At 54.4% G+C, this 18,155-nt stretch carries 15 protein-coding genes; 6 read left to right on the forward strand and 9 right to left on the reverse strand.

From position 1 onward, the window contains the following. Positions 1-39: 39 nt before the first annotated feature. The 5 genes from AC1Q8Q_RS11190 to AC1Q8Q_RS11210 all read right to left on the reverse strand — a co-directional run bounded on the left by AC1Q8Q_RS11190 (position 40) and on the right by AC1Q8Q_RS11210 (position 5,641). On the reverse strand, positions 40-1,023 hold the full coding sequence (locus AC1Q8Q_RS11190) for a ParB/RepB/Spo0J family partition protein (RefSeq protein WP_031312472.1): 984 nt from the start codon (positions 1,021-1,023) through the stop codon (positions 40-42). Between the two features lie 929 nt (positions 1,024-1,952). After that, entirely contained in the window at positions 1,953-2,258 is a 306-nt protein-coding gene (locus tag AC1Q8Q_RS11195) for a hypothetical protein (protein ID WP_023049065.1), read from the reverse strand. Between the two features lie 390 nt (positions 2,259-2,648). Further along, the gene (locus AC1Q8Q_RS11200; protein ID WP_031312470.1) at positions 2,649-3,665 is read right to left on the reverse strand and encodes a ParB/RepB/Spo0J family partition protein; all 1,017 of its coding nucleotides are present in this window, start codon (positions 3,663-3,665) and stop codon (positions 2,649-2,651) included. A gap of 153 nt (positions 3,666-3,818) precedes the next feature. Beyond that, complete coding sequence (locus AC1Q8Q_RS11205; protein WP_033962545.1) at positions 3,819-4,952, reverse strand: ParA family protein; 1,134 nt, start codon at positions 4,950-4,952, stop codon at positions 3,819-3,821. A gap of 209 nt (positions 4,953-5,161) precedes the next feature. Next, a complete protein-coding gene (locus AC1Q8Q_RS11210; protein WP_023049062.1) occupies positions 5,162-5,641 on the reverse strand; it encodes a hypothetical protein in 480 nt (159 codons plus the stop codon). 1,024 nt (positions 5,642-6,665) lie between these two features. On the opposite strand from AC1Q8Q_RS11210, the gene AC1Q8Q_RS11215 reads away from it, so the two are divergent. Continuing rightward, the gene (locus AC1Q8Q_RS11215; RefSeq protein ID WP_011154372.1) at positions 6,666-7,532 is read left to right on the forward strand and encodes a replication initiation protein; all 867 of its coding nucleotides are present in this window, start codon (positions 6,666-6,668) and stop codon (positions 7,530-7,532) included. Positions 7,533-7,702: 170 nt separating this feature from the next. On the opposite strand, the gene AC1Q8Q_RS11220 is transcribed toward AC1Q8Q_RS11215, so the two are convergent. Beyond that, the gene (locus tag AC1Q8Q_RS11220) at positions 7,703-8,044 is read right to left on the reverse strand and encodes a hypothetical protein (protein ID WP_016502326.1); all 342 of its coding nucleotides are present in this window, start codon (positions 8,042-8,044) and stop codon (positions 7,703-7,705) included. A gap of 100 nt (positions 8,045-8,144) precedes the next feature. After that, entirely contained in the window at positions 8,145-8,465 is a 321-nt protein-coding gene (locus AC1Q8Q_RS11225; protein ID WP_102685584.1) for a hypothetical protein, read from the reverse strand. A gap of 147 nt (positions 8,466-8,612) precedes the next feature. Between AC1Q8Q_RS11225 and AC1Q8Q_RS11230 the strand changes: the two genes are divergently transcribed. From AC1Q8Q_RS11230 to AC1Q8Q_RS11250, 5 genes are all read left to right on the forward strand, one after another. Then, the gene (locus AC1Q8Q_RS11230) at positions 8,613-10,115 is read left to right on the forward strand and encodes a 3'-5' exonuclease (protein WP_033050535.1); all 1,503 of its coding nucleotides are present in this window, start codon (positions 8,613-8,615) and stop codon (positions 10,113-10,115) included. Between the two features lie 59 nt (positions 10,116-10,174). Then, the gene (locus tag AC1Q8Q_RS11235) at positions 10,175-10,360 is read left to right on the forward strand and encodes a hypothetical protein (protein WP_043094363.1); all 186 of its coding nucleotides are present in this window, start codon (positions 10,175-10,177) and stop codon (positions 10,358-10,360) included. Between the two features lie 197 nt (positions 10,361-10,557). Next, positions 10,558-11,529 (forward strand): DNA replication terminus site-binding protein, encoded by a 972-nt coding sequence (locus AC1Q8Q_RS11240; protein WP_102685583.1) that lies wholly within the window; start codon positions 10,558-10,560, stop codon positions 11,527-11,529. A gap of 335 nt (positions 11,530-11,864) precedes the next feature. Then, on the forward strand, positions 11,865-13,040 hold the full coding sequence (locus AC1Q8Q_RS11245) for a site-specific integrase (protein ID WP_223194055.1): 1,176 nt from the start codon (positions 11,865-11,867) through the stop codon (positions 13,038-13,040). Between the two features lie 277 nt (positions 13,041-13,317). Then, complete coding sequence (locus AC1Q8Q_RS11250; protein WP_028688854.1) at positions 13,318-14,610, forward strand: tyrosine-type recombinase/integrase; 1,293 nt, start codon at positions 13,318-13,320, stop codon at positions 14,608-14,610. Between the two features lie 778 nt (positions 14,611-15,388). Here AC1Q8Q_RS11250 and AC1Q8Q_RS11255 read toward each other — a convergent pair. Both AC1Q8Q_RS11255 and salA read right to left on the reverse strand, forming a co-directional pair. Further along, on the reverse strand, positions 15,389-16,735 hold the full coding sequence (locus AC1Q8Q_RS11255) for an MFS transporter (protein ID WP_023629719.1): 1,347 nt from the start codon (positions 16,733-16,735) through the stop codon (positions 15,389-15,391). A 73-nt stretch (positions 16,736-16,808) separates the two neighbouring features. Next, the gene (gene salA, locus AC1Q8Q_RS11260; protein ID WP_024075419.1) at positions 16,809-18,098 is read right to left on the reverse strand and encodes a salicylate 1-monooxygenase; all 1,290 of its coding nucleotides are present in this window, start codon (positions 18,096-18,098) and stop codon (positions 16,809-16,811) included. Between the last annotated feature and the right edge of the window lie 57 nt (positions 18,099-18,155).

Here is an 18,155-nt window from a genome sequence, read left to right on the forward strand (position 1 = left end):
TTTAACCTATGAAATCACCCTTCCAAAAAATCCCAACCCTCACGTCTCCTCAGCGTATCTGGCCTGCATTTTTGCCTTCACCCGATTCTCCAGCCTCTTTGCTACGTCCACAACAAACGCAAGGAACTGAAGATCGAGGCCTTCCTCAACCTCATTCATGATGTCGTCGGCAACGCCCTCAGCTTCTCGACCGAACTGCATTCCTGCATCAGCCATTTCGAACAGTAGCTGAGCCGCTGGCTTTCTCTCCGAGGTATAGAAAATGTCCGACTCTTGCTCGATCGCGGCTATTTGGTTAGCCGGCACTTCGTGTGCTGAATCAGCATCTTCATCATCGTCAAGCGGCACCGGCGGTGGCAGGTCACTGCTTTTTTCTGGGGGCGGAAGTGACTTATTGGACAACGTAGGTTTCGCTCTGCCCTCCTCTCTCATGTCCTTCGCGGCCTTACGTATTGCCTTAGGCCCGCGGCTACACAACTCTTGCTGAGCCTCTTTTTCGAGCTTAGCCACCTGTTCCGCTGCGGATACGCTCACTTCACCAGATTTGACAGCATCCAACAGCTCTTGGGTGCCGTCCCGGACAACCTTGCAGGCAGAAGACACAGAGCGTGGGCTGATACCCAGGACTTTGGCTGCCTCCTCAATAGCCATCTTTGCGGCTTCCAACTCCTGCCCGGCTGCCTTCTCCAGGTCAACAGTGATAGCGCTGCACCCACGCAGCGAGGACAACTCGGCAGCGATCAAAGCCCGTTGTGCCACGGTGAGCTGCCGGCGATAGAGGTTCAGAGAGAGGACGTAACCCAGCGCATCATCTCCAGTGTATTCCTCTGTTTGGGGTTCGATCAGCAGATCCTTGCAAACGCGATATCGGTTACGCCCATCAAGGATCTTGCCTTCATGGAGAACGATCGGGGCACGCTGTCCGTTGGTATCGATATCTTCAAGCAGGGCTTGGTAGTCATCACCGATAATTAGCGGAAATAGCTGAGCGTAGTCGTGAAACTCCAAATCATAGCTTTGCATAAGCAGCTTCTCGCTCCAGGTTTTATCAAGGAACGATATGTCAAACACATAAATAAATGACGCCTTTTCAGGTCGCTTTTGCGTCTGAATTTGCGGCCACCTTGTTGGCCCGGCGTCGACATTCGCGCAAAAAAAACCCTGCCGTTTAAGCAGGGGTTGTGATCTACAGAAGCCAGTAAAACAAATCTAAATCAATATTAAATCTTCTCTTGAAGTTGGCTTATTAATTCCTCGAGAGCTTCCTGATCTGGTTTTGTGTCAACGAATCTAAGCGACTTGTCTGAAAGGACTTCCATGACACCCCATTTCAATTCATGTAAATCCTGGCCCGGCTCTGGTGGCGTCTCCCAGTAGGGAAAGCTTCTGACTACATGAGGCGGCATCTTTGTGATCATGGCTGAATCTCGGTATTTTCTGTCAAGGCAAAGGCTGCATGCTAATCAGTGTATAAATATACAGTCCTGCATCACTACACAAAAACGGCGTCAAAGGTTCGTCATCTTTTCAGCTCGTAAACTGGTTGCAGGACGGCAACACCTATAAAAAGTTGTCTCACAGCACAGCATAAGCTAGGGCCATGTCTACAGCAAACATTAGGCCATCACAGACCATTTAAGGCGTGATAAGTTTCATTAATTTGATGTTTTTTGAGCTTTTCTGAGCGCCGCTAAGCCGACCCGTTCCTACAGAAGGAAAGCGAACTGGCGGTGGTAAAAGCATAGGTTATCGCGGAGATCTATGTAGATCATTTCCCGTCCGGAGTATGGGATGGCCCGTGGATAGCCAACCTTTGAGCTTCTGAGCTAAGCCCATGGCGCTCGCCCTACTCTCCGCGCGCGCTCAAGCAACCAGGGAAGCGAATGAGCTTGTGCGCGTCCTGAATATCGACTCCGATCGGATCGAGCTCGGATCTAGGCATCGGCCACGGTTCATTCGCACTCACTCACCGACACCTTCGGCCTGAGCCAGCCTTGCCTGCGCACCTCTGCCATCGCCGCTTCCAGCTCAGGAATCGAGGAGATGTCGCAAGACACCGTTGGTTTTTTTCCTTTGCGGTCTGTCGGCAACTGCAATATGACCTGTTCAGGATCGCTCAGGGAGACCTTGAATTTTATGCTCGGGAGTCCGCTAAAGATGATGCTGGTCTTCGTTAGGTTCAGCTCAGCTGAAGCCTGCCGCACCTCACCTTCGTGCTCATACGCCAGCGAGATACGGTGTTTGGTTGAATTGCTCATAGATAACCCCTGGCGCTTGGTCTGCGCAAATTTGCGTGACGCTTAGTGCTTTGTTTTGAGCCCGCGCCTCGCCTCGGATGAACCGATCTTCGCTGCTCAACATGTGAATCCGCGCTGGGGCCGAACACTTCAGCCAGTGCTCTGAAATCACAGAAAACAGCTCGATACGGCTCAGGCCGAGCAAATGCTCAGGCTCAATTTTTGACAGCTGTGCGAGCGTGGTGAATCGTGTCTGCGGTTGCACCCTGAGCTCTGGTTGCGCGACTGCGGTTGCCATATATCCCTATCTCGAAGTCTGAAAACCATATTCTGTCATGGCATTTCGCCTTCGTGTTCGCGTTTTCTAACCAGTTTCGCGTCTGAAATAATTCATTACGACACTACTGATAATCATTCGCTTGTAATCAGGGAGCGATCAATGGTCTTCAAGAAAGCCTCAAATTGTTCCGCCAGCCGCTTCGCATCTACCGTTTTCTCGCATCGAAACTCGACTTTTTTCCCATCTACACGAACCTTGCCTATCCCACTGATTTCTTTATCGGTGAACTTGCCCGGCGTCTTCTGCTGATCACGCGAGGCAAGCTCCTTCGCTAACCATCGTAGGGCATGCTCCTGCGTCCATTGATGATCGCGCATAGAGGTAACTGCTTGCAGAAGCAGCGCCGGCTCGGTACGACTGAATTCAATGAAGTCCTTTGCCCATTTCCCGCCGATAAGCCCCGGATTCGTGTCGAGTATTGCTCGCACTTCCTCTGGCAGATCCATTAGGAGAAGACACCTGCTAACTATCGAATGGTTGACCCCTACCCTGCGCGCGAGAGCACGAATCGAGCTTTCCTCCCCTGCTCGCATGATCGCGGCATAAGAACGGCCGCGCTCATACTCGGTCAGAGCTTCCTGTCCCTCGTTGTCGGTTAGGGCCAGAATCTTCGCCATTGCATCCGTAACGGAGCGTACATAGGCGGTCACGGTTTCCCTGCCCAGCAGCTTGTGAGCACGCCAACGGCGCTCGCCGCCGATCAACTCATAAACTCCATCCCCGACAGGGCGGACCGTCAACGGCTTTACCAGTCCAACAGAGGCGATCGAGTTCGCTAGATCCTCAATAGCTGCTTCGCTGAAGGTCAAACGAGGTTGAAACGGAGATACCCGAATCGAATCGACCTTCACCTCAGCAAGAACGCCGCTATCACTTGCGGCAACAGCCTCATCATTATGACCTGGTGCTGGAGCTAACACTGCGGCCGGACTTGGCGCACTGACCTCCTGTTCTGCCCGTTGTGCGGCGAGCATGTCTGCAACGGAGACCCTGAGATTAGGCTCAGCAATTTCCGCGGGTGGGCGAACTCCAGTGACCCATTGAGGGGGGGTCTTTTTTTGACCTGGGTAATCCTCCGACTTGGCCATATTTCCTCCGAAACCTAGTGGTGGTGCTCCGAGCACCACTCAATTCTCAAGATTTAAGTGGTGCTCCGAGCACCATTATTTTCTGATTTTCGCTGGTGGTGCTCCGAGCACCACTCAAATCTAACGACCCTGGTGCTCCGAGCACCACCTCAATCACTGCGCGGCCAGATCGCGTATTCGTTTCAGCGCTTCACCAAACACGCTGCGCATCGAGTCAATCGTTTTGGAAGACGCACCTTTCCAGACAAGCAGGGGAACGCCTTGATCAAGTGCTTTTCCGTAATCCTCGGAGTAATAGAGTTTTTCCTCTGATACCCGACCAGGGAAAAGATCATTCAGGACAACCAGGTTACTGAGGATGCGTTTGCGGTTGCGGATGAACATCGTAGGAATAGCGAGCACTCCTGGAGAGCGGCGATACGCTTTCGCAAATCGGACCATCCAGTCGTTAAGCCGCATCAGAGCCCGGAACGAAAATTTGTCCATCCGCACGGGGCAGAGCACAAAGTCGCTGGCAACGATAGAGTTCTTGGTGAGCCTGGAGGCGGTAGGCGCGTTGTCGAACAGAATCACATCATAAGAGGAGATATCGACACCTGGGATTTCTCCGCTACGCGCCCGCTCAAGCCACCCGGCGTACCAGAAGTCCATATTGTTTTCGGCATCGAGTGCCACGGCCAGGTCTTCCAGATATGCATCGGCAGGAATCAGGTGTGGCCCGTTCTCACCGAATGGCTTCTTGACGACTTCCTCGAAAGTCATCGGATCAAAGCATCTCACCCGGAGATCGGGACTCAGGAGGCTGCCAAAATGGCCGGCGACATAGCGATCGGCTGGTATTCCCATCGCCTCGAGATCTGATAGTGCGAGATCTGGATCGTAGCCAAACACGCTGGACGAATCGCCCTGAGGATCGTTATCAACGCAAAGCACCCTCAGACCTGCAAGCTGAAGGAATACAGCAAAGTTGACTGAGGTTGTCGTCTTTCCGGTACCGCCTTTCTGCACGAACGTTGAGATAACAATCTGCCGAGGCAGTCCCTTTGCGTAGCCTTTCGCTCGGCGAAGCGCAGCGATGTCAAAAATATCGCGAAGCGTATAAGCCCTTGAGGTGACAGTACCTCGCGGAACCCGGCGAATCTCGATGCCGTTTTCGTCTTCAATATCTTTGAGGCGACGGGTGGTAAGGCCGAAGCAGTCGGCCGCGAACTGGGGGGGATAGAGGAGGGCGTCGAAGTCGGTGTAGTTGACCGTTTCTTCTTCAAACTGCTCGCTTGACTGCTGCATGACAATCCCTGCATTTGCTGAATACAGGGGGATGATAATACGTAACGCCATATTTTCAAGGCTAAATCATGGTACGGGCCTTTTTTCCGCTGCTTATCCCGAACTGATGGCTAGGTATCCTGCCGATCAGTTCGGGTTTATGGCTGTTTTTTATGGTTTGAAGCGAACTGGTTTTTGTATGGAAAGAGGAGGGCTGTTCTGTGATTTAGTTAGGCGTACTGTTTTTGAGCTTGGGTGCGTGCGCGTTTGAAGTCGGCGCTGATGTAATTGACTGTGAATTGGGTATCCAGGGGATGCGATTCGACAACCACCTCGGTGGAGCCAGACAAGAATGTCACGTTCTCAAAGCCAAGGCTGGATTCATCAGTGCTGATTTGCAGCTGGCTCTTCAAGCCATTCAGCACCTCCTCCAGGTGGAGCTTGTCAGCTTTTACCGTAGCGACATCCAGGACCCCTTCAGCGTTGAAGGCCAGCTGAATGTCAGTGACACCCTCGAGGTTGACCTCCCACTCTGAAAGGTTAAGTACCGGCCCGCCGGTGTAGGAAGTACCAATCTTGTCGATGATGGTGTAGTGCTGCTGGACGTCTACGATCGTCGTAACGCCTACAGCTAGGCTTACCGGCTCCGGCGCTATAGCAGCCATGCTGAGCAGATAAGCTGCGACGCCCGCGAAAGCGGCAGTATTCATTGGGTTCCTCCAGGTCGTGTTCGGTTGGGATCATTTTCTCCTCGCCGACCTGGTGGGTGTGCTGCTTTCGAACCGAATTGTCGTCGGAAAAACGGCCCTCGGATTCTGAGTCTGCTTTTGGCTTTGGATTTGGCCTTTGCTTCTCAACCTTCAGAAAATCAGCTTTCCAGTTTTAAAAGCCTTTTAATTGTTTTTCTCTTGTTGTTCTCTTGTTTTTAGAAGGCTGGAGCCCTTGTGCCACGGGGCCTCCAGAGGACTATCGACTACAAATTACGGCATTGCGACTACAGATTCCGGCTTTGCGACTATGGATTACGGCTGATGCGACTACAGATTCCGGCTGTGACGACTACAGATTCCGGCCGTTATCCACAGGCTAGATGAAGGCCCTGGGCTGCGTCTAACGACTACAGATTCCGGCTGTTGGGTTGTGCACGTAGCACGAGTTTGAGTTTTTATGGCTCGATTTCAAGCCATTTTGTGCTCTGAATTTGCCAGCCTGGCCTTTGCCTACAGCAAAAACTCTGTAAGTCCTTGTTTTTAAATGATATTTATATTTATTCGCCGTTTCTTTGACGTTTCTCGATGTTTTGCCCCACTCCTGCGTGGAATCGCCAATAAATAGTCTTTCCTGTCCTCACCTGAGCCTATCGACTACAGATTACGGCTGCGATAGCAGCCATTTGCTCGATACGACTACAGATTACGGCTATGCCTGGACGGCCATTGCCCGTAGCAGTGCCACCCAATTCTTTGCTATCGACTACAGATTACGGCTGCGGATCGAAGGTGCCGCGCACCATCGACTACAGATTACGGCTGTTGTACGGGGTGGACGGAAGCCTATCGACTACAAATTACGGCTGCTATCTATCGACTACAGATTCATGCGACGCCGAGCCAAGTGAACAGGTGGTGATCTGCGGGGCCCGTGGTTACTGGGGTCGAGAGATTAAAAAAATCCTGGGTATCGACTACAGGGGAAACTCTCTGTAGGGTTTCGTTACTAATCGTAGGGCCAGTTATGTCCAATTTACCCAAACCTACCAAGCCGGAACCTAAGCCGCTCCGGGTCACGAAATCCAATACGCTGATTACCGCATCGTACCGGCTGACTCTCAACGAGCAGCGATTGATCCTCGCGGCTATTAGCAAGCTCGATCCAAGAAGGCCCATGCCGAAAAAGGTGTCAGTGTCGGCCGTGGACTATTCGGATATCTACGGCGTCCAGCTCAGGCATGCCTATGAGCAGATGAAAGTGGCAGCTGATGAGCTATACGAGCGCGATATCAAGACCTTTGACGGGTCTGGAATGGAGCGAAAGCGGTGGGTTGATCGGGCCAAATATCTGGATGGTGAAGGTCGCGTTGAATTGTCGTTCACCATCCATGTCATGCCCTATCTCACGATGCTGTACAGCAAAGTGACCAGCTATGATCTACGGCGCGTTGCCTGCCTGGACTCAAGCCATTCGTTCCGGCTATTCGAGATGCTGATGCAGTTTCGGAAGACTGGATGGGCCTACATCGAGGTTGAAGCCTTGCGGGTCGCCCTTGGCTTGTCGGATGCCTATCAACGATTCAACAACCTTCGCCAGAGAGTCATAGATCCGGCAGTTGAGGAGCTGAAGACTAAGAGCAACCTGGATGTCAGCTACGAGTTGAGGAGGGAAGGGCGGAAGGTGATCGCAATCAAGTTCACCTTCTGTGACCTCGCACAGCTCCCGCTTAATCTGGAACTTGACCCTGAAGATCTTCCCCCGCTTCCTGAGTATGACCCTGCCGAAGAAAGCGAATGGCTGATCACGAAGCCTTTGGGTGAGTTGGCTGAAGCACAAGAAGCCGGTCTGCTGTTCGCTGTTTCGGCAGAGGAAGGAGAGCAACCAGATTAGCTTGCGTCGTCATCTGACGACCGTTTGTGCCTTTTTGAGCAGTGTCGCCGGTGCCGTTTTTTTCCGCCTAGGTATTCGAATCGTCATTTGCCGTCCTTTTGGTGCCACTTCCACAAAAAACCCGCCTTTAATGGCGGGTTTTTCTTGGCCTGGTCTGGGGCGCGCAGTGCTCAGTAATTAGGCACAAGCGTGAAGAGGCTTCGCCGCCATTGGCATACATCCTCGCCTGATGCTCGGCCTGCATTTTTTAGCGCGTCGAAGACGCTCAGGGCAAATGACATTGCAGCCTGGTCGTCTTCGTGGAGGTCGACAATCACCACCGGAAACTGGTCGCCGTCATCAGCATCAGGTGTTGCTATGGCGACTGTCTGAATCCCCCAGGTGATGCCGTCATCGTAAGGTTCTACAACAAATCGCTTTAGCCGGCGAATCATGCCGTCACGAATCATCTGAATCAGATCGGTGCATACCGGCTCCGATTGGCGCTGCTGGAAAAGTTGGATGGCTGTCATAAGCTACGGCTCCCTTGATCTGCATTCATCCTGCCAGCAGTCCCGTAAATCCCAAACGGAATTCCCCTGGCTTTGTTCGGCATCGGATTGGCGGCAAACCCTAGCATTCTTTTTTCCCTTGGTTGGGCGTGCCATTCCCCGCGGGTGGTTGCGGAAGATCAACAAGGGAGGGAGTGGCTACGCAAAATGCTGTTTGCATGCCAGAAACATCACCGTCCCAACACTCGCATTCGGCATCCCAAGCTTCTCGATCAAAGTGGAAAATTGTCCCAAGATCAACAGCCCCATCCAGGGTGGCGTATGCCCCGCTCAAAGTTCCGTTGATCAGCACCGCGTAGCAATCGTCGCCGATTTGCAATGCTTTCCCTGGATTGGCTTCAAGAAGACGCTGATAGGAAGCAAGGGTCTCGTCGTAAGTCATGGTTGCTGCTCTGATTCCGGGTGTGAGAAGACATTGCCACCTCTCCAGGAATACCCAAATCCTGTAGATGGCAGAGCTAGCAGCCCCCGCTTGGGTTTGTGCGTGGCTATGCAACCATGGAGGCATATCAGAACGGAGATCCAAGGGATGAACTTCACCCACGAACAGGGGCCTGCGATTAACTCGTTGGCCCGTATCGTCAAGCTTGTGGCTTTTGCTGGAACTGGGAAGACCACCACGCTTGTTGGCTATGCCAAGGCTCGGCCTCAATGCCGTCTGCTCTACCTCTGCTACAACAAAAGCGTCGAGATTGCTGCCAAGCAAAAGTTTCCGCCGAACGTGACGTGCAAAACAGCCCACGGCTTGGCTTATGCGTCGATCGGATCGAAGTACAGACACAAGCTCACGAGCAACCTGCGCCTGACCGACATCGCAAGAATTATCGGCTCACAGAACTGGGAATTGGTGCGCAGCGTGCAAGAGACGCTGAACAATTATTTGGCCAGCGCGGATGACGACATCGAGCTATGTCACTGCCCCGTCAACAAGCTCAAAACGGAGCGAATGAAGCGCGCCGCCGGCAGCATCGTAGAGGGAGCCAGGCAGCTTTGGTTGCAAATGTGCGACATCCAAAACGAGGCTGCGAATATCACTCACGACGGCTATCTCAAGCTTTGGGCACTCTCGAAACCAAATCTGCGGGATCGTTACGATATTGCGCTTGGAGACGAGGCGCAGGACATCAATCCAGTGATTGCTGGTGTGCTTGCGCAGCAGGCGGCATACGGAATGGGCGTAGTCGTTTGTGGTGATGGCCATCAGATGCTGTACCGCTTCAGGGGGGCCGTAGATGCTCTCAATGCAACCTGGCTCGACAAAGCGGAAGTCCACTACCTCACTCAGTCGTTTCGGTTCGGGTCTGCCGTTGCGCACGTCGCCAACATGGTTCTCGCGTTCAAGGGTGAATCCCGCCAACTGGCTGGGCTTGGCGGCGAGACTCGTGTTTCCAAGGCACTACCTGCTGACCTTGAACATCGCACCGTACTCTGCCGGACGGTGGTTGGAGTGATCGAGACGGCGCTGGCCAATGTAGAGACTGGTGCAAAGATCTACTGGGTTGGGGGGATCGAGGGTTACAACCTCCAGGATCTTGAAGACCTACATGCGCTATCGAAGGGGTGGCGTGACCGAGTGAAGGGGAAAAAACTCCTCCAGGAATATCCCGATTACGATCTCTACAAGCAGATTGCCGATGAAAGCCAAGACCCTGAGATGAACCGCTCGATCAAGATCATCGAGCAGTACAGCGCGGATCTCCCGGAGTTGTTTGCCAAGCTGCGGCGCAATGCGGTCACTGATGAGCTTGAAGCCACCATCACCCTCAGCACCGCACATCGTTCGAAGGGCTTGGAGTGGGATGCGGTGCAACTGGCTGAGGATTTCACCTTCGATCCATTCAATCCAGAGAACGAAAAGGAACCATGGATTGATGAGATGAACCTCCTCTACGTCGCGTGTACCCGCGCCATGCGAGTTCTTGCTGTCAACTCGACGATGTTGGAGATCATGAAAGAGTTCGTCGACCGGCGTGACGGCCGCAAGCCAAATACCCCGATGGTTTTCAGGAAGAAACAGGTGGCTGCCGCGTAGTGCTCCTCGAGCATGCTTCGACTTTTGAAAATCACCCACTGATCACAGGAGATATTTTCATGCCCATTTCCAGCGACCAGGCAGCTTTGCTTCAGCAGCTGCGGAATCAAGGCTATGTAGTCTTGCTCGTTGAGCCGAGCGAAACTGAACACATCAGTCGAGAAAGGTTGGAGAGCCGTTTGCGGGCCGATGCAGCGGATCACATTGAGGATCTGTTGTCCCTTGAGGCAGTCCAAATTCGTTGAGCTGACACGTAGCAAAAAAAGCCCGTTTCGAACGGGTTTTTTTATGAGCGGATTTTGGGATACTCGATAATACCACCCCTTCAATCGCGAGATCGCTTTTCGCACCCTCGGCGTCGCACCTGGTTAACATGGTGCGGAGGGGGAGGAGGGCATACGGTATAGCCGTAGTGAAGGGGTGGTATTATGAGGAATCCTAGATGACTGACGCAATTGTCTCCGCTTACGAGCGCTTGGTCGAAACCGTTGGGGCTTTCAATGAGAAGTGGCCCGCATTGGTTGTCGGCGGGATGATATGGCGCATCCCGCTCCTCACTGAACAGAGGACGCCATCTCGAATCCACGTCCAGGTACTGACAGGAACTGACGCGATCAAGGCCGCTGTAGAGGCGTTACGCGAGTTTGAGCGCGATCTCGGCCAGGCTCCAGGAACCGTGCTGCGTTTGCCGGGGTACTTTATCCTCTCCGGATCGATACTCGATGAGGGCAGGGCGGTGAACCGCTGCAAGAGCGAGCTGGTGGATGCGATCGAGGCTGAGCGAGTGTTTCGCAACGTTGCCGTCAGCCGCCGTTCTCACATCATGCGCCAGGCCCTGGGGAAAAATTTCTCTCTCAACCAGCTGAAGCGCGCAATCCAGGTTTTTGATGCTGCCCCAAGACAGATCACATTCACCTGGGCCGGTCACACCTCAGGTAAAGAGCGTGTCACTGTTGCCCACGTCCGTGAGGTGCTGCTCGCCGAGGCCCATGAAAAATCTATGGCCACCGGCGAGCCGGTGGTGAATAGCCCCCAGTGGATCGATCTGCGCAGCATCGCGAACATGGCTGAAACCGATATGTTGGATGTGCCGAAGCCCATCGCTCCGCATCCGCGGGCCATGCTGTGGTTTTCCGAGCGCAGCCGGTATGACGCAATGCTGCATGCCAACCTTCCATTCTTCGTACTCGATGGGCAACCCGCTGCAAGGATCGTTGGCCTCAAGAACTTCGATAGAGACTCGCGATCAGCAAAACGGCCAGACGTAAAGCAACGGTTGCCGGCACTCCCTGGGGGGCGCTTTTTCGTAGCCTCATCCACTGCGGACCCAGTTGCTCAGGAGCCCGGCGCGCCAGAGACACCCGAGGTGCTATCGACGTACCGAGAGTCAGTAAAAAACATCTCAGACCGATAGATTACCCTTCAAAATCAACAGCTTAGACTTCGCATAATAAGGATTATGTTCAATGATTAGCACCCTAATAATTATGGTGCTAAGATTATCTCTTCATGCTCTGATGTGACGCCTGATGAAAAAGTAGAAAATGACTGATTAAAAAAAATACCAAGATATCAGTGAGATGCAGCATTCTCCGCTGTCAAGGTTTCCCTTGCCCCCCCTCGTTAACGGTTAAAAAAGGAGAATCCTGATGAGGCTTTTGCCTGTTTAAAAAGCCTAAAAAGAAGACTAAATACTGTGCTATTTTTCAAGAGTACTCGTGACTTCCTTTTAGACCAATGGGATCGTCAATGTCAAAAGTCATAGACCCTCGGCCTGTCCTTGCTGGTCCCGAAAGTATGTCTCTCGATCTCGGGCTGTACTACGCTCGCTACCCCTGCATCGAAGCCTTCCTCAGTAGTCTCTCCGCTAATCTTGATGTAGAAACGGACTTAAAATGCGCTATCCGCTTTCTTGCATATCATAGTCACCCGCTTGGAACCTTTAATAATTACCGAACATTCGTTGAACGTTTGCTCCTATGGAGCTGGATTGTCGCCGAAAAAACTGTACTGACACTAGATAAAGAGACGTTTACGAATTTTATTACTTTTTGCAAGATGCCACCTTCAAATTGGGTTGGATTTTCTACAACCGCTAGATTCGCTCAAGTCGATGGTAATTCGGTTTTCAATGAATCATGGCGGCCTTTCAATATTCGAGCATCTAAAGATGTAGGGGCGCGCAGCCCTAAAGTGGAAACCTTGCGTTTCATTCGTAGCGTTTGTAGTTCATTTTATGGTTTTCTCTGCGAGGAAGATGTGATAGCGATAAATCCAGCTATATCATCACGAACTTTCTATGGAAGAGGAATGCGCGCTACTTACCCTGTGGAACGATATTTAACTTCCGAGCAATTAGGTCAGGTTCTGCAAGCGCTAGAATTTCATGCGCTGGGTGATCCTGCTGGTGAGCGTGCTCTTTTTATAATAGCAGCAACGACTCTTATGTGTTTGCATGCTGCAGACCTTGCAAATGCTGATAACTACTGCCCATGCATGAATTGCTTTGTTCTAGACGATGCCAGATGGTGGTTGATACTAGAGGCGCCAGGTCGGCTGCTAAGGAAAGTTGAAGTCACTCCAGAGTTCCTGCCCTACTTGAGACGCTATCGAAAAAGCCGAGGACTACCCCCGTTCCCAGAGCAGAACGAAGAAATCCCTATCTTGGAGGCTAGTCACGGGCGCCCCGGTCTTTCCGTGCGACAAATACGAAGCATTGTTAAAGAAGCGCTTATGAAAGCTCATGCAAGCATTACTTCTACAGACAAAGGCGGTGAGCACTGGAATATCCTGCTTGGTGGCAGTATGCGTTTTTTGAAAGAAAGCGGCGCAAAGATTCGTGCGCAAAGCTTCCGCCCTGCCGAGTTGCAGAAATATCTAGGCATTTTCAGCTTGGCTTATACCTATGGAAGGTATTATGGTTGATAGAGCGTTCCCCGCTAGCTTAAATTCCTGGCCTATAAGCTTCTCTGGCGGGACGCCCGGCAGACTCATTTCTCCCATTTAAAAATCCGACTCCAATCGTAACTGCATGTTATTAAACGTATTATTTGTAAGGATCATGGGGTTACAGATTTTAAGAAGGACAGCGAGGATTGATCGGAGAAATCTAAGCAATATCCGATAATCACCAGACCCGGATATTGCTCTATACTACGCTGAAAGACCGATATAGACGCATTCGCCCAGGTTGAACCACTTCATGTCGCAGCATCCCCAGCCGCTTTTCGAGACCTTTGATCGCTTCCACGAACTCAACTTTCTTCACCTCAATGGCGAGCTTCCAGCGGTTCGGGACTTCCTCCATGGTTGTGCCGATGAGCTCCAGGCCGTCGAGGGCTATCGCGCCGTTCGGGGATTTCTGAAGTCCTACGCCGGCAACGAAGCCACGTTCAACTCCTATCGAACCCACGTCGAGCGGCTGCTGCTCTGGTCCCTACTGGTGGCTGTCAAGCCCCTTGTTGAACTGCGTCGCCGGGACGCCGAGGCCTTCATGGAGTTCTGCCTCAACCCGCCCGCCGACTGGATAGGTCCGGTCGTAAAGTCCCGCTTCCTGCGCGTGGGTGGTCGCAAGAAGCTCGACACGGACACCTACATCGTCAATTTGCAATGGCGACCTTTCAGTCACACTGTGGCCAAGCGCGAACGCAAGATTGCCGAAGAGGCCGTTGCCGCCCTTCCCTCCCGTCCCTACCGCTTGTCCCAGGGATCGGTGGCTCAGGTATTCGCAGTCTGCGGCAGCTTCTTCCAACACGCGATTGATGAGGGTCTCACCGAGGTGAACCCCTTCCGGGCGGTAAAACAGAAATCCATCTACAAGCAACGCAACACCTTGGATGTGGCGTCACGTTCCCTGACTCCGCTGCAGTGGAGCTACGTGATCGAGACTGCCGAGCAGATGGCCGCGACCGACCCGACACACGAACGCACTCTGTTCATCGTTGCGACTCTGTTCTCCATGTACCTGCGAGTCTCCGATCTGGTCGGGCGTGACAACTGGACGCCTACCATGGGCGACATCCGCCGCGATAGCATGGGCAACTGGTGGTTTCATGTGGTGGGCAAAGGCAACAAGGCCGCCAAGATCAGCATCCGCGACGAATACATCCAGAACTACCTGATACGCTATCGCCAGCATTTACAGCTCTCCCCCCAGCCATCTGCCCACGAGAAAACACCGTTGATCAGTTCCCTGAAGGGGCGTGGTGGGCTATCTGATCGACATATTCGCCTGCTGCTCCAAGGGCTATTTGATCGCGCTATGGGGCGTATGGCTGAGGAAGGCTGGAGCGATGACGAAATAGACCAGTTGCGTTCAGCTTCACTGCATTGGTTACGCCACACCTCCGCAACCTTTGATGCACCATATCGAGAGATGAAGGACCTCCAGGCTGACCTTCGTCACAATAGTCTCAGCACTACCCAAAATACGTACTACAACTCGCTGGACGAACAACGGGCACACTCGGTGAAAAGCCTTCCAATCAGACGTTAGACGCCCATTAAACACACACTTGTTTAGCCATCGCGCATAGCTTGAGAACGAGAAAATTTTCCTTGGCTCAGGTGATGGGTGAGTTATGCAACCAGCGCATGCTCGACCTCGACTCGCGGACATGCCATCTGCTTGCTGGCGCGTTTCTGCGCCAGCAAGAAATCAGGAGGTCGCGCTTCCGTCGTCATTGAAAAAGTCATCACGGGAGATGCGTCCGAAATCGCTGAGGTCTTGGTCTTACTGGTCTTCAGCGACCGTCTCGAAGATCGTCGATCATTGCAGCCTTCGTGCTGTACTTGGCTCCGAGATGTACCAGCCTCTCGATGTTCGCGGCAGTGAAGAACTGGTGGCCGGCAGCGATGACTCTCTGTGCTTTGATAATCCCGTGCAGGACTTCACCCACCCATTTCGCAGGCTGCGATCTTCAGGCGTTGGGGTTCGACAAGGCCCGGTCTCATCGTACGGGGCGTCCTGATTATGATCCGGCTAATCTGCTCAAGATCTGTCAGTACGGCTACGTGCAGCGCAACCGTCACGTTCATTGAAAAGTATGGATGTGATGACCGGCGCCTCAGCACCTGCTAACCATCGAGTTGGCAGCCGCTTCGAGTCTCAAGGCTTTCTCATGATCCAACGCCTAGCCTAGGATCCGACTACGCACAGCGGATCGGCATCTATAGCAGCCGAGACCATGGTGGTTCCATATGCCGGTTGCGAGCGGTCAACCAGAGCACCACACCCGACATGGGTGCGGTGCTCAGTTCCTGATAGCAGTGGATCAGCCGGCAGTCGATTCCAGAGGTTTCTCCATCAGCGTGCAGACCTGACCCGGCCGGTGCCAGAGAAAACCCATAATGGCGGCGGCGCCCACCAGCCCCGGCAGCGCGAACGCCAGAAAGCTCGCCTGCAACGGCAGTTGCGCGGCGTGCAAAGCTCCGCCCAGCAACGGGCCGATGATGGCGCCAATACGGCCAATTCCCATCGCCCAGCCCAGACCAGTGGAGCGGATATGCGCGGGGTAAAATTGCACGGCGCAGGCATTGGCGAGGATCTGCGTACCGATAGTGCAGGCCCCGGCCACGCCGATCAGCAGGTAGAGCACCGGCAGCGGTGACTTCAGCGCCAATAGACTCAGCGACAGCGCACCGGTGGCGAAGAACGCCAGGAGTACCCGACCCAGGCCTATGCGATCTCCCAGCCAGCCGCCGCCGATTGCCCCGAAGATGGCGCCGAAGTTCAGCACCAGCAGGAACGCCAGGCTGGAGTTGAGGCCGTAGCCGGCAGCGTTCATAAGCTTCGGCAGCCAGGAACTCAGGGCGTAGACCATCAGCAGGCAGCAGAAGAAGGCCACCCAGAGCATCAGCGTTTTCAGTGCGCGACCATCCTGGAACAACTGGGAGATGGCCACCTTGCCCGCCTGCCCCTTTGCCAGATTGAGCCGGTCGTGCATTTTGGGCACGTAGTCGGGCTCTGCCCTGGCCAGCAGCTCTTTGGCGCGTTCGACCTCCCCCTGGCGCAGCAGGAAGTTCAACGACTCCGGCAGCTGGCGCACCAGCAACGGCAGCACCAGCAGCGGTACAACCGCCACGAAGAACACCGATTGCCAGCCCCAGCTGGGCATCAACGCCATGCCCAGACCCGCAGAGAGCATGCCCCCCACCGAGTAACCGCTGAACATGATCGCCACCAGGGTGCTGCGGATTTTCTTCGGCGCGTACTCGTTCATCAGCGCCACCACATTGGGCATCACCCCACCGATACCAAGCCCGGCGAAAAAGCGGCAAATGGCAAACTCCTCGGGAGTGCGCGCGAATCCGTTGATCACGGTAAAACCGCTGAACAGGACCACACAGGTCATGATGGTCTTGCGGCGCCCGATCCGGTCCGACAGTGGGCCGAAGAACAGTGCACCGAGCATCATGCCCACCAATGCGCAGCTGCCTAGCAGACCGGCCTGCAGCGCAGAGAGGTTCCAGGCTTGCATCAGCGACGGCAGCACCACGCCGTAGATAACCAGATCATAGCCATCGAAGATAATGATCAGCGCGCACCAGAACAGCACGCGCCCGTGAAAGGTATTGAAGCGGGCCCCGTCAAGCAGGGCGGAAACGTCGATATCACGCATGGCATAGCTCTTCTTGTCATTGTTATAGAGCCGGAACCGGCATCGAGGCCGATTCCGGTAGAACGACGCGCAACTAGGCGCAGTGGCTCAGGGCTGTCCAACCTAGTCGAGCGCGGGCATCTCGCACGTCAGCGTCGAGGTCGTGGTTCCACAACCAGTCGAAGCGGCTAGCCAAGGTAGCTCCCAGCGCCTGTTTGTCATCACCCACTGCCGGGTCACGCAGTTCGTAAAGTTCACCGGCTTCCCAGGAGGTACGCTGCACGCGGCAGGCACGCGGGCGGCGCAAGGCGTCGTAGGCAGCCAGCAACTCATCGAGGTTGCCGCGACTCACCTGAACATCTCCCAGCAGGCGGGCGAGGAAGTAGGCGTCCTCGAGCCCCTGCCCTGCCCCGGCGCCCTGGTGCGGCAGCATCGCGTGGGCGGCATCGCCGATCAGCGCCACACGGCCGTGGACATAACCAGGTAGCTCGGCGAGGTCGTGCAGAGCCCAGTAGGTTGGCGAGGGAATGCACTCCAGCAGGATTCGCGCAGCATCGCCCCAGCCGACGAAGGCGTCGAGCATCTCACGCTGGCTGGCCTGACGAACCCAGGGCGAATTCTCGGGCCAGGTGGGCGCGGGCTGACTGCGGTCAGATACGAAGGCCACCACGTTGATGATGCGCCCCCGCTTAACCGGAAAGGTAAGGATGTGGCCATCCAGGCCCAGGTACATCTGCGGCACGTCCACCAAGTGCTCGTCAACGCCAGCGGCACGGTAGGCCTCGCGCAGGTGCAGGCTATCGATCATGCCACGGTAGGCGCAGGTACCACTGAAGCGCGGCACGGCGGGCGGGGCCCCGATACCCTCGAGGACATGGCCACGAATAGCCGATTTGATGCCATCGGCGGCGATCAGCAAGTCACCGCGATATTCACTACCGTCGGTAAAGCGCACACAGGCCTCATCGCCGTGCTGCTCCACGCCCACGGCGCGCTTATTGAATCGGGCAATGCCCTCCGGCAGTCGGCTGGCGAGCACGTCGAGGAAATCCGCCCGGTGCACCGAAGACTGCCCCACGCCAGGAGCCACGCTCGCGCCAATGTAACCGGCGTCGACGCTGCGGCGCCATTCGAACCACACGTCCTGCCAGGGCTCGGGGGTGCGATCGGCAACCTGGGCGTAAGGCTCTGCAATGCCGAGACCGGCAATGGCTCGCACCGCGTTAGCACCGAAGGAAACGCCCGCTCCCACCTCACCGAAGGCCGGTGCGGATTCGAAGAGCTGGACGTCGAGATGGGAATGGCGGCACAGATCCAGTGCCAGGGCGACGCCGGAAATACCGCCGCCGATGATGCCGATACGCAGGGCAGGCTTGGTGATCATGTTTGTACCCATGATGTTGTTGTTGGAGTGAAGTCATCATGGGCGCACGAGAAATAT

This window comes from Pseudomonas sp. GW823-FHT06B06 (assembly GCF_058795195.1).

Bases quoted from the DNA above. Each gene is read 5' to 3' on its own strand.
- AC1Q8Q_RS11195 (WP_023049065.1), bottom strand. From the start codon at position 2,258: ATGAGCAATTCAACCAAACACCGTATCTCGCTGGCGTATGAGCACGAA.
- AC1Q8Q_RS11235 (WP_043094363.1), top strand. From the start codon at position 10,175: ATGCCCATTTCCAGCGACCAGGCAGCTTTGCTTCAGCAGCTGCGGAAT.
- AC1Q8Q_RS11245 (WP_223194055.1), top strand. From the start codon at position 11,865: ATGTCAAAAGTCATAGACCCTCGGCCTGTCCTTGCTGGTCCCGAAAGT.
- AC1Q8Q_RS11205 (WP_033962545.1), bottom strand. From the start codon at position 4,952: ATGCAGCAGTCAAGCGAGCAGTTTGAAGAAGAAACGGTCAACTACACC.
- AC1Q8Q_RS11225 (WP_102685584.1), bottom strand. From the start codon at position 8,465: ATGACTTACGACGAGACCCTTGCTTCCTATCAGCGTCTTCTTGAAGCC.
- AC1Q8Q_RS11190 (WP_031312472.1), bottom strand. From the start codon at position 1,023: ATGCAAAGCTATGATTTGGAGTTTCACGACTACGCTCAGCTATTTCCG.
- AC1Q8Q_RS11215 (WP_011154372.1), top strand. From the start codon at position 6,666: ATGTCCAATTTACCCAAACCTACCAAGCCGGAACCTAAGCCGCTCCGG.
- AC1Q8Q_RS11200 (WP_031312470.1), bottom strand. From the start codon at position 3,665: ATGGCCAAGTCGGAGGATTACCCAGGTCAAAAAAAGACCCCCCCTCAA.
- AC1Q8Q_RS11230 (WP_033050535.1), top strand. From the start codon at position 8,613: ATGAACTTCACCCACGAACAGGGGCCTGCGATTAACTCGTTGGCCCGT.
- AC1Q8Q_RS11210 (WP_023049062.1), bottom strand. From the start codon at position 5,641: ATGAATACTGCCGCTTTCGCGGGCGTCGCAGCTTATCTGCTCAGCATG.
- AC1Q8Q_RS11250 (WP_028688854.1), top strand. From the start codon at position 13,318: ATGTCGCAGCATCCCCAGCCGCTTTTCGAGACCTTTGATCGCTTCCAC.
- AC1Q8Q_RS11220 (WP_016502326.1), bottom strand. From the start codon at position 8,044: ATGACAGCCATCCAACTTTTCCAGCAGCGCCAATCGGAGCCGGTATGC.
- AC1Q8Q_RS11240 (WP_102685583.1), top strand. From the start codon at position 10,558: ATGACTGACGCAATTGTCTCCGCTTACGAGCGCTTGGTCGAAACCGTT.
- salA (WP_024075419.1), bottom strand. From the start codon at position 18,098: ATGATCACCAAGCCTGCCCTGCGTATCGGCATCATCGGCGGCGGTATT.
- AC1Q8Q_RS11255 (WP_023629719.1), bottom strand. From the start codon at position 16,735: ATGCGTGATATCGACGTTTCCGCCCTGCTTGACGGGGCCCGCTTCAAT.